This is a genomic window from Bordetella holmesii, assembly GCF_020735985.1.
In the GTDB taxonomy this organism is placed as follows: domain Bacteria; phylum Pseudomonadota; class Gammaproteobacteria; order Burkholderiales; family Burkholderiaceae_B; genus Bordetella; species Bordetella holmesii.
This window is the reverse complement of record NZ_CP085973.1, coordinates 1154989-1167598: the sequence shown is the minus strand read 5'-3', so window position 1 is coordinate 1167598 and position 12610 is coordinate 1154989. Positions and strand designations below refer to the sequence as shown.

General features: G+C 61.9%; 12 protein-coding genes. 2 read left to right on the top strand and 10 right to left on the bottom strand.

The features are described from left to right. The first annotated feature begins 2 nt into the window (after positions 1–2). Entirely contained in the window at positions 3–1031 is a 1029-nt protein-coding gene (locus LK440_RS05525) for a DctP family TRAP transporter solute-binding subunit (protein ID WP_005014419.1), read from the top strand. A 114-nt stretch (positions 1032–1145) separates the two neighbouring features. On the opposite strand, the gene greB is transcribed toward LK440_RS05525, so the two are convergent. The 10 genes from greB to LK440_RS05475 form a co-directional block, all read right to left on the bottom strand. Further along, positions 1146–1712, bottom strand: coding sequence for a transcription elongation factor GreB (gene greB / locus LK440_RS05520; RefSeq protein ID WP_005014420.1), 567 nt, complete (start codon positions 1710–1712; stop codon positions 1146–1148). Between the two features lie 58 nt (positions 1713–1770). Beyond that, a complete protein-coding gene (locus LK440_RS05515) occupies positions 1771–2616 on the bottom strand; it encodes a 3',5'-nucleoside bisphosphate phosphatase (protein WP_025341466.1) in 846 nt (281 codons plus the stop codon). 57 nt (positions 2617–2673) lie between these two features. After that, complete coding sequence (locus LK440_RS05510) at positions 2674–3606, bottom strand: alpha/beta fold hydrolase (protein WP_025341467.1); 933 nt, start codon at positions 3604–3606, stop codon at positions 2674–2676. Between the two features lie 194 nt (positions 3607–3800). Continuing rightward, positions 3801–4415 (bottom strand): O-antigen ligase family protein, encoded by a 615-nt coding sequence (locus tag LK440_RS05505; RefSeq protein ID WP_005014425.1) that lies wholly within the window; start codon positions 4413–4415, stop codon positions 3801–3803. Between the two features lie 9 nt (positions 4416–4424). Next, positions 4425–5645, bottom strand: a complete 1221-nt coding sequence (locus LK440_RS05500) for an ISL3 family transposase (protein ID WP_005011985.1) — start codon at positions 5643–5645, stop codon at positions 4425–4427. Between the two features lie 48 nt (positions 5646–5693). After that, positions 5694–6377 carry a hypothetical protein gene (locus LK440_RS05495; RefSeq protein WP_196243718.1) on the bottom strand — a complete coding sequence of 228 codons (684 nt, stop codon included), beginning with the start codon at positions 6375–6377 and terminating at the stop codon, positions 5694–5696. 29 nt (positions 6378–6406) lie between these two features. Further along, positions 6407–7402 carry a glycosyltransferase family 9 protein gene (locus LK440_RS05490; protein ID WP_005014430.1) on the bottom strand — a complete coding sequence of 332 codons (996 nt, stop codon included), beginning with the start codon at positions 7400–7402 and terminating at the stop codon, positions 6407–6409. 417 nt (positions 7403–7819) lie between these two features. Further along, positions 7820–8698, bottom strand: coding sequence for a ComEC/Rec2 family competence protein (locus LK440_RS05485; RefSeq protein WP_227944790.1), 879 nt, complete (start codon positions 8696–8698; stop codon positions 7820–7822). Beyond that, complete coding sequence (locus LK440_RS05480; RefSeq protein ID WP_227944789.1) at positions 8589–10106, bottom strand: ComEC/Rec2 family competence protein; 1518 nt, start codon at positions 10104–10106, stop codon at positions 8589–8591. The genes LK440_RS05485 and LK440_RS05480 overlap by 110 nt, the downstream gene beginning before the upstream one ends. Before the next feature lie 473 nt (positions 10107–10579). Continuing rightward, positions 10580–11494, bottom strand: a complete 915-nt coding sequence (locus LK440_RS05475; RefSeq protein WP_005014433.1) for a LysR family transcriptional regulator — start codon at positions 11492–11494, stop codon at positions 10580–10582. 149 nt (positions 11495–11643) lie between these two features. Here LK440_RS05475 and LK440_RS05470 point away from each other — a divergent pair, with 149 nt between their 5' ends. Continuing rightward, a complete protein-coding gene (locus tag LK440_RS05470; RefSeq protein WP_005014435.1) occupies positions 11644–12609 on the top strand; it encodes a tripartite tricarboxylate transporter substrate binding protein in 966 nt (321 codons plus the stop codon). Position 12610 lies beyond the last annotated feature (1 nt).

Sequence of the window (12610 nt, the reverse complement as noted above, 5' to 3'; positions counted from 1 at the left end):
CCATGAAGCTATCCCGTCTTTTGAGCGCGGCCCTGCTGACCGCCACCACCCTGGCGTTGCCCCACGCTCAAGCGCAGAACTACAAGCCGGAGTACAAGCTCTCCATCGTGGTGGGCACGAGCTTTCCGTGGGGCCAGGGGGCCGAGATCTGGGCCAAGCTGGTGCGCGAGCGTACCGATGGCCGTATCAACATCAAGGTGTATCCCGGCACCTCGCTCGTGCAGGGCGACCAGACGCGCGAATTCACGGCCATCCGTCAAGGCGTGATCGACATGGCCGTGGGCTCGACCATCAACTGGTCGCCGCAGGTCAAACAGCTCAATCTGTTTTCCTTGCCCTTCCTCATGCCTGACTACGCCGCCATCGACGCATTGGTGCAAGGCGAAGTGGGCAAGGAGATATTCAAGTACATCGAAAAAGCCGGCGTCGTCCCACTGGCCTGGGGCGAGAATGGCTACCGCCAGCTCTCGAACTCCAAGCACGTCATCAAGATGCCCGCAGACATGAAGGGGCTGAAACTGCGCGTGGTCGGCTCGCCGCTATACATCGACACGTTCACCGCCCTGGGAGCCAATCCCACGCAGATGAGCTGGGCCGATGCACAACCCGCGCTGGCCAGCGGCGCCGTCGATGGGCAGGAAAACCCTCTGTCGATTTATACCGGCTCCAAGCTCTACACTGTGGGCCAGAAATACCTGACGCTGTGGAACTACGTGGCCGACCCTCTCATCTACGTGGTCAACCGTGACGTCTGGAACTCATGGAGCGAAAAAGATCGCGAGATCGTGCGTCAGGCGGCGCTGGACTCTGGCAAGCAGGAGATCGTCATTGCACGCAAGGGTGTCACGCCACAGGACCCCTCGCTGCTCAAGGAGATCGAGAGCCACGGCGTGACCATTACCAATCTGGATGCCAGCCAGCACGCCGCCTTTGTAGACGCCACCAAGAGCGTCTACACCAAATGGAAGAAACAGATCGGCGAGGATCTGGTCAATCTGGCCGAGAAGTCCGTCGCCGAACGCAAGCAATAAGCAGCAGCCCAAGGGGAACGGTGGCTCCGGCCACCGACGCAAGGCAAGGGCGTCAATAATCCCTTCCAAACCACGGGCGCTGGCCACAAGCCAGCGCCCGTTTCTTTTGGGCAATCAGTCCTGCCGGGGCGGATAGCGGACCTCGAGGATGTCCAGCTCCTGAATCCCACCAGGCGTGCGCAGTACCACCGTATCGCCCTCACGCGCTTTGATGAGCGCCCGCGCCACGGGCGAAATCCAGCTGATCTTACCGCCCAGCGGCTCGGCCTCATCCACCCCGACGATACTCACGGTGTGCTCTTCGCCGGTCTTGTCGGCATAGATCACCGTCGCACCGAAAAATACCTGGTCACGGTTGGGCTGCAACGATGCGTCGACCACCTCGGCCAGCTCGAGCCGTTTGGTCAGAAAACGCATCCGCCGGTCTATCTCGCGCAAGCGCTTCTTGCCATAAAGATAGTCGCCGTTTTCAGAGCGGTCGCCGTTGGACGCCGCCCAGGACACGATCTGCACCACGCTGGGTCTTTCGACCGTCATCAGATGCGCCAGCTCGTCACGCAGCCGCGCATAGCCTTCGGGCGTCATATAGTTGCGCGTACCCGCGGGCAGCGCCTGCGCCTGCGCCTGCGGCAAGTCATCGTCATCGTCACGATCGGATTCTTTGACAAAAGCCTTGTTCATGGCAAACCCAATGAAGACGCGGCACCCGCGGGGCACCCATTCAGGATGAAAGACAGGTTTAGAGCCAGTCGTGCCAGACTGGCGTCAAATCGTCAGGCAAGGCGGGCAGCCGGCCAAGGTCAGCTTTGCTTTCGCCCACGCTATGGAAATCCGACCCCCGCGAGGCCAGAAACCCATAACGCCGCGCCACGCCGGCATACAGCACCGCCTCCTGAGCCGTGTGGCTACCGGTGACCACCTCGATGCCCTCGCCGCCCAACTGCAAAAACTCATCGAACAGGGCGGCAAACTGCAAGGGGCTGTACTTGTAGCGTCCGGGGTGCGCAATAACGGCGCGGCCACCCGCGCCGCAGATCCAGCCCACCGCCTCGGCCAGAGTAGCCCATTGCATGGGCTCATGTCCGGGGCAATCGTCGCCCAGGTATTTGTTGAATACCGTTTGGACGTCCGGGCAATAGCCTGCCTCGACAAGATAGCGCGCAAAATGAGTGCGGCTGATGAGTTCGGGATTGCCGGCAAAGGGCAAGGCTCCCTCGTAGGCACCCGGCATGCCCAGGGCCGCCAGGCGCTCGCCGATACGCCGCGCCCGACCGGCGCGGCCCGAGCGGGTCGTGCGCAAGCCTTCCACCAGGGCGCAGTCTTTGTCGTCAAAGCACAGACCTACCACATGCACCGTCTGGCCTGCCCAAGTCACGGAGATCTCCGCACCGGTGAAATATCGCAGCCCGACCTCAGCGGCGGCCGCACGCGCCTCGTCGATCCCTCCGACCTCATCATGGTCGGTAAGTGCCCATACATCGACCCCATTGGCGCGCGCACGGCGCGCCACCTCGGCGGGCGGCAACATACCGTCAGACACCGTGGAATGGCAATGCAGGTCAATATTCAGGCGGGAACTAGGCATGGAGGGTATTGTAGGCGCAGCTCCGCAGGTGTGTAAGCCCCTGGCAGCTCTGGCGCCTCAGCCGCGCAGCAGAAAATCAGCCACCGGCTGCACCTGGTCGGCCGACATCAAGGTGGGGGCATGCCCAACCCCGCTAAAGACCACTTCTTCGGTACGCGGATTACGCTGCTGCATTTCCTGCACGGTCTGGGCGCTGAGCAGATCCGAATCTGCCCCTCGCAACACCAGAACCGGGCACCCCAGGCCATCGTACGCGTGCCAGAGCAACTGTTCGCCCGCCTCATAGGCCTGCGGGTTGGCCTGCGCCGCCAGCGCCAATGCGATGTTCGGGTCGTAGCGTTTGACCCAATGCCCGCCTTCGCTGACATAGCTGTTGTCGGCCAACTCGCGCCAATGCTCCTCGCTGTGGGGCCCGAAAGTGGCGCAGGACACTTTAGTTGCCTGCAGCGCCTCATCAAAGGTATTGAATACCGCACGCGCGCCGACGTTCTCGCAGATACGTTCAAGCGCCACACGCTGCAGGCGGGGCCCTACATCATTGAGCACCATGCGCTCGATACTCAACTCGTGAGAGGGTGGCAGCGGCAAGCCGGCATGCGACTGTGCGGCATGCGCCTGGCGCGCCATGCCCAGCGCACCCGCCAGGCCCAGGCCGATCAAGCCTCCCATCGACGTACCGACCCAAGCCAAGCGCGCGGGGCGCAATCGCGCCAGCAGCGTCATCATGTCCGACGCATATTGGGCGATGGTGTAATACATGGGGTTGGTCAGCCAATCCGACTGCCCCCGCCCCACGACATCCGGGCACACCACACGGTAGTGCGGCGCCAGACGCCGTGCCAGATGATCGAAGTCACGGCCATTTCGCGTCAGGCCGTGCACGCACAGCAGCACCCGGGCGTTGGCCGGATCGCCCCACTCCCAATATGCCATGCGATGAAACCCTGCGGGACTGACGCAGGTGACGGAATCCAAACGCGGGTCTGACATGAGAGGGCCTGTCTGCAAAAGGGATCGGGGTTCATCTTACCCCTGCCCGGGTTGCCTGACCCGCCGGTGTCTTACGTCCGGTCCTGAAGCCTTGGCTCAGCACCAGGCAAGGCCGGGCCCGCGTCCTATCAGAGGCACAAGCGCGGCCTGCCGCCCCCTCGCCGTTGGCCGCCGCGCACGGCGCACACCTGGCCCTACGTGTCCTGCGACGCGTCAGAAGGCGATTTTTCACGGGTCAAGGCAAACAGCACGACCATCGTGATTGCATAGATCGGGACACTACGCATATTGCGGAACATCATTTCCGTCAGGCTGAACACCGCATATCCCAAGGTAAACAGCAGCCCGATACGGGCCCCCTCGCGCACCAGATTATCAGTGCTGCGCAGGCGCCGAAGAAATACCAGCGCCGGCACGAAATAAAGCGCCAAAAAGCTCAACAGGCCGATCAGGCCATAGCAGGCCAAGGCAGCCAGATAATCATTGTGCGGCTCGCCATAGTCTATCGCCACACGCGGTGTGACAATACCTCTTTGCTCGAAGCGAGCGAGTTCGTCACGGAAATTGGGCGCGCCCACGCCCACAAGCGGATGCTCCTTGAACATCAACCAGGACGCATGCCACAACTGCATGCGGATACCTGTGGAAGTATCCCGATCCTGATGCTCGTAGCGTTTGATTTCCGACCACACTTCGCTCATGCGGCTGCCGCTGGAATTCCAGGAAAACACCAGGCCAGCCAGCATGAAGGCCGCCACCCCAGCGACGAAAACCGCTTTGATGCGGCGGCTCCAGTGTCGGTTATCCAAAAAAAAGGTTCATCGAGGAATACCGGGGAATGCAGACCGGATCTTGAGGAAGAAGTACTCCTGATCGCGGTAGCCGTAGGCGCGGCGCTTGATGACTTTGATGGTGTTGTTGATGCCCTCGACGATGCTGGTGTTGAGCCGGTGGCGACAGCGAGACAGAATCCCGTGCAGATAGGCTTTTAGCTTGAGCGCGAAGTGAGCCAAGGCGGCGATGCCGCTGCCCTGAGCCTGTTGCAGCCAGTGATCCCATGCCTGGCGGGCGTAGCCGGGGTGTTGGTAGAACCACAGCTGTTTGAGCTCATCGCGCATCAGATAAGCGGTGAGCAAAGGCTGGTTGGCCTGGAGCAACTCGTCCAACTTTACCGATTGGCACGGATCGAGGTTTTTGCGATTGCGCAGCAGTAGCCAGCGACTGGACTTGATCACCCGGCGGGCCGGCTTGTCGTGCCGCAACTGGTTCGCTTGGTCTACACGCACCCGGTCTATCACTTCACGGCCGTACTTGGCCACGACGTGGAACAGGTCGTAGACGATCTCGGCGTTGGGGCAGTTGGCCTGGATCTCCAGCTCATAGGCCGTCGTCATGTCGATCGCTACGGCCCGGATCTGCTGGGCAACCCCAGTTGGCAGTTGTTCGAAGAAGGCTCTGGCCGTCTCGCGCGAGCGGCCATCACCGATCCATAGCACCTGACGGCGGATCGGATCGACAACGACCGTGGCATAACGATGGCCCTTGTGTAGAGCGAACTCGTCCATCGCTAGGTAGTGGATCTGGCTCCAGTCCGGCTCTTGGATCGCCCGTCGCAGCAGGGCCTTGTCCAGCGCCTTGACCGTGTGCCAACCCAGTTGGAAGAAGCGCGCCACGGCCAGAATGTTGCTGGACTCAAGCAACTGGCTGACCGCCTCGGCCAGCCGGTCGGTCACTCGCTGGTAACGGCCCAGCCAGCTCAGCCTCTCCAGATGCGGTCCACCGCACTGCTCGCACCAGACCCGCCGACGCGGCACTACCAGCGTCACTCGCAGCGCCATTAGCGGCAGATCCCGCACCCGGCGCGTGGTCGTCTCATGCACCTGCCGACATCGGTTGCCGCAGTGCTCGCAGTGCATCGTTCGCGCTGAAGGCTTCAGGTAAATCGTGACCGTCCGGCTCTCACCTTCAGGCCACACGACCCGCTCCACCCGATAACCTTCCCACCCACCCAACCTCTCGATCGTCTTGCGGTCCAGCATGATCCCGGCCTTGATCCTTGAAAAATCAAGGATCAAGCGTAACGGCAATCAAGCACGGCTCCACGCTATTCCGCGATGAACCAAAAAAATGACCAGGCCCAGCACGCCAAAAAGAATCCAGCTACTGCGGGTTTCCGAGACCCACACCGCATAAACGGACAAGGGCACGGCCAGTATCTTGACCGCTGCCTCCAGACGTGGCCAGGTCGACTGCGACCAAGGCAGGCAAAGCGCCGAGGCAAAACCAAAAAACAGGGTCAAATCAGCAAACGCTACCGCATTGTATTTGCCACCGAACTCCGAGACCGCCATGCGGCCCAGTCCTGGCGTGCCAACAATGGCCAACAACATGATCGAGCCCGCGTACGCACTGAAAATCAGGGACCACTGCACATTGCGTAACCATTGCCGCCGGGCACGCAGCAGCATCCACGCAATAGGTACGCACAGGGCAAAACGCAGCAGCTTCTCCTGCTCGGAAGAGCTCCAGGCTCCATGCACGGAATTGGTGATCAGCATCGCGCCCAACGGCGACATCAGGGCGACGGCGACAGCAGCAAGGCTACGAAAATCGAAAGGCTCGCGCCGGGTAAAGGCGTTGACGCCCCAGGCGCACAAGCCCAAAAAGGACGTCAGATAGAGGATGGCTGGACCGCCATCGGCGCTGATCAGGGCCAAGGCGGGAACGAGCAAGGCCAACAATGTGACCACCATCAAGAAGCTTCTAGACAACACACCCTCACCTACACAAACTGACCCGGTCACGCTTGGCGGAATCCGCCATCCGTTGACGACTGTCCCGAAGACTGGGCCGTATTATTGCACTCCTGCACCAATCGCTTGAAAGCCCGCATGACGTGCGAAGGCAGCAACCATTTTCGCCACAGCCGATCGCGCCAACGCCCCCCCGGGATATAGGCCGGGTAGACAATGCGCGAAGGCGCCCAGGCCGGGCGCCAGGCTCGGGTTCGGGTGGGCCGGCCGGTCAAGGTCAGTGTGGGAATACCGACATTGGAAGCCAGGTGGCCAATGCCCGATTCGTTTCCGATGAACCAACCGCACTCGTGGATGAAATGCGCCACGTCTAATAGAGAGGGCGATTGTTGGATGGGCAGCCCCTGCTCTTCCAGGCAGCGCCACTGTTCGCGCTCGTGCGCGGCCAGAATGTAATAAGGTTCGTACCCCTGGCGTTGCAGACGCTTGCCCAGGTCAACGAAGTGGGCCTGGGCCCAGCACCGTTGCTCACTGGTGGAACTCGGATGGATTGCCACGCGCCGGGGATATTTACGAAACACCCAGTGCGCGGGCGGCCGCAGACCGTTGTCCTGCGTACAGTCGGGCAAGCCGATGGCATCGTGGCAGAAATCGCGGATCTGCTCCAGTTTGACGAAGCCCTTGCCCGTTATCACCACGTGCGCGTCGTAATAGAAATAATGCTTGGCGTAGTCATGCAGCGGATAGGGCCAGCCCACGTGCATTTGCACGGCGCAATCGAAATCGGCCAGCACCGCCTTGGCCTGGCCTTCTGCGAGCGAGGGGCGCACATCCATGCCGGCAAAAGCCTCGCGCATGCCATAGATGAAATCGCCAAACACCACCACCTCGCGTCCATTGCGGGCGAGGTTGGCGGCCATGGCCATCATCAACGCGCTGTCACCCAGACGCGGCGCCATCAATACGGCAATGCGCCTTGCCTGCCTGAGCTCGTCCAGATGGAGGGCGGCGTCATAGGCGACGGTGTCGGATCGAGGTGTCATGGTGTCTTTGCGTGTGGACGAGGATCAAAGCGGGCCGGGAGCCGCCCGCGGCGTCCGTGAAATGTCGGCCGCCAGAATGGCACAAAGCCAATGAAAACCTCACAAAACGGTTGCCTTTTTAACACACGCCTCTTTCCCTGACACCGTACGGATGCGCGCCTCATGGCCCCATAAAACGCCCCTCACACCCAGTCGCACCTGCGGACTTCCCGGCCAACAAGTGTTGTCACTGCCCCGTTACTCGATCGCACCAAACCCAGAGCCTGGCGCCGCCTCAAACGCGAATAATATCGCGGCGTTCTCGCGCAAAGGGGCAGTTGCGTCTGTCAGGCGTACCGAAACGTCTGCGTCGCCAAACGATTTCGCTTGCAACGGTGTCAGAATCGCGGACCACGAGGCACCAGGCCAGGCGCGCAGTCAATCTTGCTGCGGGGACCCTGCCTCGGTCAATGGAAAGCCATCCCAGCGTATCTGGCGCCATGCGGACACCTGCAAAGACTTGCCTGACTCTACGACAACCGCACCATCGCGATCGGTACGCCAGACCGTCGCCCCAGCGCGCTCCCACCGCCTGACCGCAGCGGCCGCTGGATGCCCAAAGCGGCTGAACCGGCCGGCCTGGGCGATGACATGGCTTGCCCGCGCCGCGGCCACCAAGGCGGGGCTGGACGACGACGCCGAACCATGGTGCGGCGCCAACACCACATCGACGGCCGGCAGGTCAGCGACCCAAGCCGACTCTTGCGCCGCCGCGACATCACCCGGCAGCAATGCTCGGTGCGCGACTCCCTCGATGAGCAACACGCAACTGCGGGCATTGTTGCCCTTGGGCCAAAGCGCACGCTCCGGCCCGGGGTGCAGAAACCGCAGCCTCACGCCGTCCATCTCCCAACCCAGCCCCGCGCGACACTCGTGCAGATTGAGTGGCATGGCCAGTTTGGCTGGCAGCGCATAGCCATCGCGTTCGCGCAAGCGCTGCTCGCGCGCCAGCCACGCCGGCAGAGCAAATGAGGACCAATATCGCGCCACCGGCATCGCCGCCAGGATGGCGGGCACGCCGCCCGCATGATCGAGATCGGCGTGCGACACCACTAAATGATCGAGCCGCCTAATGCCGCGTGCCCGCAAATAAGGCAGTACGATCCGTTCGCCCGCGTCCCAGGACTGATAATGCCGGGGACCGGTGTCATAAAGAAGCACGTGATGGGCGGTCTCCAGGACCACGGCCGTGCCTTGCCCCACATCGAGTGCCGTAAGCCGCCAATAGCCAGGCTGCGGACGTTCGGGCCGCCACATCACCATGGGCAGCACACATAGCCAGCACACATAGCCAGCCCACCCAGCGCGCCGGCCATCCGCGGCCTTGTAGCGCCCATATCACGCCAGCGAGGGCAAGCAACCCGATCCAGCCAGGCGATGCCGCCACTGGCAGTGTCCCCCAAGGCCACTTAGCCAGCCATGACAACGGCTGCATCAGCACAGCCAGGCTGGCGTGCGCGGCCCACCCCAGTGAACCGGCGATGGCCCAGGCCCACTGGCCAGCCAACGCAGCCGTCACCCCGGTCAACAGCGCCAGCGGCGTAACCACCAGGCTTACCCACGGAATCGCCAGCGCATTGGCCAACGGCGACACCAGCGACACCTCACCGACCCAGAAGGCCAGCACGGGCACAAGTCCCAAGGTGACGGCCATCTGCATACGGCAAAAATCCGCCACCACCGCCTGCACCCGAGCGCGCCAGTTGCCCCGCCGCGCAGTGAGCGCCACCCGCATCAGGATCGCCACCGCCGCGAACGAGAGCCAGAATCCGGGCGTCATCACGGCCCACGGATCGAGCATCACGACAGCCATCGCCGCCAACAGCACGATCGCCGCCGGCCGCAATGGCACCCGGGCCTGCAGCGCCCATGCCACCACAGCCAGCATGAAAAACGTGCGGCGAGTTGGCACCCCCCACCCTGCCAACAAACAGTACGCCAAGGCAACCAGCACCGCCACCATTGCCGCGACGCGCTGCGCGGCCCAGATCTCAGCCAGAAAATAGCCGCGCCAACGCAAGCGTGGCCACAAACCCCGCGCCACCGCCGCTGCCAGCCCGGCGAGCATCGTCACATGCAGACCGCTGATGGAAACCAGATGCGTGATGCCGGTTCGATTGAAAACGTGCCAATCCTCGCGGCGCACCGACTGCTGGTCGCCCATCACGAGGGCAATGATCACTGCAGCGTAGGGACGCTCACCCAACACCGCGGCCAGCCGCTCGCGCAAATCGTGCCGCGCACGCTCCAACCAATGACCTTGCGGTGGCGCCAGCAAGCGTGGCTGCCCGCGCACCGTGGCCGTCGCACCCACCCTCTCGGCATGCAGCCGCCGCTCGTGATGTGGCCCGTACGGATTGGCCGGCCCGTAAGGGCGGCGCAGCACCAACGCCATACGCCAGCGCTGCCCCGGAACCAGCTCTGACACCTGCCCACCTGGCAATGCGCGCCAACTGACCCGTACCTGTTCAGGCAGCCCCTGCGGCCGCTTGGCATCGAGTTGCGCCGTAAACGTCCGGCTATGGCCATCGCCCCGTGCCAGGCTGGCAACGGTGATAGGCAACACGAATATCTGATTGTCATGCTGCGCCGCCAGCAAGGCAGAATCCCACGTAAGCGCCCGCCACACGGCCAGCCCTGCGGCCAGCAGCATCAGCCAAGCCATCAAGCCTCTCTCCGTCACACGCCCCCGCCACACACGCATCGCCTCGCCCAAACGTCGCAGTCTGCTGCAATGCCTCTCGGCAAGGCGCCACGTGTGAAGGCCAATGAGACTGCGTAGAGGTACTCGGCAAAAATAGAGAGATGACGCCGGGAACCGTGTTTGTCTCACCATTAACTACTACTCGGCCGATCTCCGTTTTTCGATCGCCGCCCTCTCGAGCTCGGCGTTGTATGTTTTTTCACCGTCGATTTTTCGCAAGGCACACCCTCGACGTCCGGTCGCTTTCGGGCCGCCATCAACGGGCGTCCGAAGCCCTATCGGGCCCGAATCTCTTCTTGCATCACCAAGCCGGCAGCCGCCGCTCACGCGCGCTGCCACCCCCAACGGGGCTAATAGGCCGGCGACAGGCGTCTCTGCGTTAGAAAGAAGGTGCTTCGCGATATCCGCGCGATCCCGTCGCCGCATTACCGCTCCTAAACTCCGGAGGGTTGTTCGCGGTAAGAACCGAGCACTTCGACAAGATTGGCGGTGTGCGCAGGTAGTAACGGCACGGTTTGGACACAGAGATGCAGTTGCCTGATTGCCCACGAGTCTGTCAGATGGATAATGCGGATCTGCATATCCTTGGCGAATGAGGTTGCTGCGTCCAGCGGCATGAATCCCACTCCCAGTCTTGCCTCAACCAATCGCGCCAGCACGTAAAAGCTCTTGACCTGGGTTCGAAGCCTCACCGTCTTTTCCAGCGACCTAGCCTCTCGCTCCAACAGGGCCATCAATGCCGTGTTGCTCTCCAGGCCGATAAGGTCGTAATCGAGCAAATCGCTCAGGCTGCACGCGTCATGGGCGGCCCCATGAGACAGATCGACGATCGCTACCAACTGCGAGGTCTTATAAGGCAGGTACGTAAGTCCGTCGTCCTCGGATGCCGTTGAGAATGTGACCGCAACATCGGCCAGTCCCAGTTGCACTGCCGCTACCGCCTCGAATGAGTGCTTCTCCTCGAGCTGAACGCCCACCTCCGGATACAACTCGCTATAGCGCCGCAGGTCCGTCGGCAACTGCCTGCTCAGTGCGGAAGCGACAGCATAAATTCGCACTATCCCCCGCATACCTCTTGCGTGATCCTGCAGATCAAGGTTCATCTGGCCAACCTGGCGCAACAGGCTTCTGGCGTGGAACAACATTGCCTCGCCAGCCGGCGTCGCCGCCACGCCTCTGGCGCCGCGGATCAGCAACGGTGTCCCTACGCTCTCTTCCAGCAGCGCGAGCCGTCGACTTGCGGCTGAAACCACCATATTCGATGCCTTCGCCGCCCGAGTAATGCTACCCGCCTCCACGGTATCGATAAACAGGACCAGCGTTCTCAAATCCGGAATCACAGTAGGCATTTTGCGGTTTATTACCCAACAAACGAGGCAAGCTTTCTAATTTTTAGAAGGGTGCTTCGAGAATAACCGCTCCACGCTCATCAGGACAATCGCATACTGGTCGCCAGAGCGGTACTCATAACCGCTTTCATAAAATCAGGAGACCACAGATGAGAACCACTGTTCTTGCCGCTTTGCTTGCCGCCTCCAGCGCTGCTGCCGCGGCGTACCCGGAAAGGCCGATAACGATGATCGTTCCTTTCGCAGCGGGCCAATCCGCGGACATCTTCGCTCGCGCGTTTGCCGCAGAGCTCGGCAAGAAGCTCGGTCAGTCCATCGTCGTAGACAACAAGTCCGGCGCCGGCAGTAACCTCGGTATCGCTGCCGCAGCGCGCTCGAGCGCCGACGGCTACACGCTCTTGATGGCCGGTAGTTCGATGGCGGTCAATCAGACGCTCTACCCTAAAGAACGGCTCGGCTACGACCTTAAGAAGGACTTCACGCCCATCACCGGCATTTACACCGTACCGCTGATGTTCGCATCGAATCCCGCCTCGCAAATTGCGTCGCTCCAGCAGTACGTCGATAAGGCCAAGGGCGCGCCAGGAAAACTCTCCTATGCGAGCGCGGGCGTGGGTGGCACTCAGCATCTGGCCGCCGCGATGCTCAATCATGCGATGCAGATAGATGTGCAGCACATCCCTTATCGCGGCAGCCCGGCTGCGCAAGCCGACGTCGTCGGTGGGCAGCTACCCATCATTGCTGACGCCCTGCCCGCAATTCTTCCTCTCATCCAGTCCAAGAAGCTGACACCGCTAGCGGTAACCACGGCCAAACGGCTGGAGCAACTACCGGACGTACCCACCGTTGCCGAAATCACGGGGCGGAAGTTTGAGGCGATCGGGTGGGGAATGCTCCTGACGCCGGCTGCAGTGCCACAGGACATCAAAACCAAGATATCCCAAGCAAGCCAAGAAGTATTGAACAGTCCCGCAATGGCGAAGTTCATGAGGGACCGCGCCAGCGGTGTCCTTTCCCAGACTCCTGAACAAGCGCAGAGATTCCTGGATCAAGAAGTCACGAAGTGGCCGAAGCGGTCACGATCTCCGGTGCCACGCCGGAATAACTCGGTATAGG

Excerpts from the sequence above, each read along its gene's own strand:
- LK440_RS05525 (WP_005014419.1), top strand. The coding sequence starts at position 3 with ATGAAGCTATCCCGTCTTTTGAGCGCGGCCCTGCTGACCGCCACCACC.
- greB (WP_005014420.1), bottom strand. The coding sequence starts at position 1,712 with ATGAACAAGGCTTTTGTCAAAGAATCCGATCGTGACGATGACGATGAC.
- LK440_RS05515 (WP_025341466.1), bottom strand. The coding sequence starts at position 2,616 with ATGCCTAGTTCCCGCCTGAATATTGACCTGCATTGCCATTCCACGGTG.
- LK440_RS05510 (WP_025341467.1), bottom strand. The coding sequence starts at position 3,606 with ATGTCAGACCCGCGTTTGGATTCCGTCACCTGCGTCAGTCCCGCAGGG.
- LK440_RS05500 (WP_005011985.1), bottom strand. The coding sequence starts at position 5,645 with ATGCTGGACCGCAAGACGATCGAGAGGTTGGGTGGGTGGGAAGGTTAT.
- LK440_RS05490 (WP_005014430.1), bottom strand. The coding sequence starts at position 7,402 with ATGACACCTCGATCCGACACCGTCGCCTATGACGCCGCCCTCCATCTG.
- LK440_RS05485 (WP_227944790.1), bottom strand. The coding sequence starts at position 8,698 with ATGTGGCGGCCCGAACGTCCGCAGCCTGGCTATTGGCGGCTTACGGCA.
- LK440_RS05480 (WP_227944789.1), bottom strand. The coding sequence starts at position 10,106 with ATGGCTTGGCTGATGCTGCTGGCCGCAGGGCTGGCCGTGTGGCGGGCG.
- LK440_RS05475 (WP_005014433.1), bottom strand. The coding sequence starts at position 11,494 with ATGCCTACTGTGATTCCGGATTTGAGAACGCTGGTCCTGTTTATCGAT.
- LK440_RS05470 (WP_005014435.1), top strand. The coding sequence starts at position 11,644 with ATGAGAACCACTGTTCTTGCCGCTTTGCTTGCCGCCTCCAGCGCTGCT.